Raw genomic sequence first — 1,177 nt, forward strand, 5'->3', positions numbered from 1 at the left:
CCCGTCCCATCAGCGCCATCGCCGCCCGGTGGGGATTCACCAGCCCCGCACACTTCAGCCAGACGTTCCGCACCGCCTACGGGCTCTCACCACGCCAGTTCCGCCGGCAGTACGCCACAGCGCACACACACTAAAGAAGTGTGCACTCATCCGTAACGACAGGCCCGGCCACGTCCTGGATCCTCTAATGAGGAAGACCATCCGGGCGAACCGAACCTGAAGCAGGCCACAGGTGGTGAACACATGGGGGCTGAACGCGTAGGTAAGACGTCCGGCGATCCACGTGGCCCACGTGTGGGGCGGTTGCTCGTCACCAGTGACCGAAAGGATGTATCAGTAATGAAAAACCTCAAGACGGCAACCGTGATAATGGCGCTCAGTGGCGGGCTCGTCACCTGGGGGTTCGTTGCCGTGCCCAGTGAGGCGGCGGTGACCAAGAAGCCTGCGGTCGCAGGTGCCGTGGTGAGCGTCAGCCCAAATGCCGAGTACACGGAGGACCCACTCAGAAGCACGCCCGCCACCTGGGTATCGAACTGCCCACAGTCTAGATTCTGCACTACGCAGACGGGCAGCACCGGGCGGAATATTGGATTTCAGTTCTACAGGTGCACGGAGTACGCCCTTACCAACTGGGGCGTCAACGGCAACAACTACAGACTGGTGTACAACAATCAGAACGTGACCGTGAAGTACCTCAACCGGCGACACGGTGTGCTTGATTCCACATCTCCCTGGACGAGCGATGTGGTGAATTTCAAGCCGGTGTGGTACATCAGCCTCTGCAACTGACCTCGTCCGCCCTACTACGGCAGGGCTGACACGTTCGCTATCGAGAGGGAAGCTCCCGGAACGCGGGCGCGCCGCCGACCGCCCGATCGTGCGGGCTTGTCGACGGCGCCGGGACGCGGCAGGGGCTCCGGATATGGCCCCGTACCCGAGGCGCCAGCTCATCGACTCCCTGACCGCCAAACTCAACGCCGCCCGCCCCTACTGGCACAACCCCGGCCACATCGACGTATGTTTCGCCGGGGTGCAAGGTCAAGTCGCCGCTCACTGTCGTCCAGGACGGAGACAACCAGTGGCACGGAACCTGTCAAACCGGATGAGACGTCAGGCCACGTGGGTGGTTTGTGGCTTGTTGTCGGTCTGGGGTTGGGGTGGCGGGTTGATCCAGACC

2 protein-coding genes are annotated in these 1,177 nt (G+C 62.4%); both read left to right on the plus strand.

Annotated elements, in window-relative coordinates:
- Positions 1–17: 17 nt before the first annotated feature.
- Positions 18–134, plus strand: coding sequence for an AraC family transcriptional regulator (locus E1281_RS39710; protein WP_243717820.1), 117 nt, complete (start codon positions 18–20; stop codon positions 132–134).
- A 205-nt stretch (positions 135–339) separates the two neighbouring features.
- Positions 340–789 (plus strand): hypothetical protein, encoded by a 450-nt coding sequence (locus E1281_RS39715; RefSeq protein WP_131884821.1) that lies wholly within the window; start codon positions 340–342, stop codon positions 787–789.
- The last annotated feature ends 388 nt before the right edge of the window (positions 790–1,177 follow it).

The sequence above is a fragment of the Actinomadura sp. KC345 genome (assembly GCF_004348515.1).
GTDB lineage: Bacteria > Actinomycetota > Actinomycetes > Streptosporangiales > Streptosporangiaceae > Spirillospora.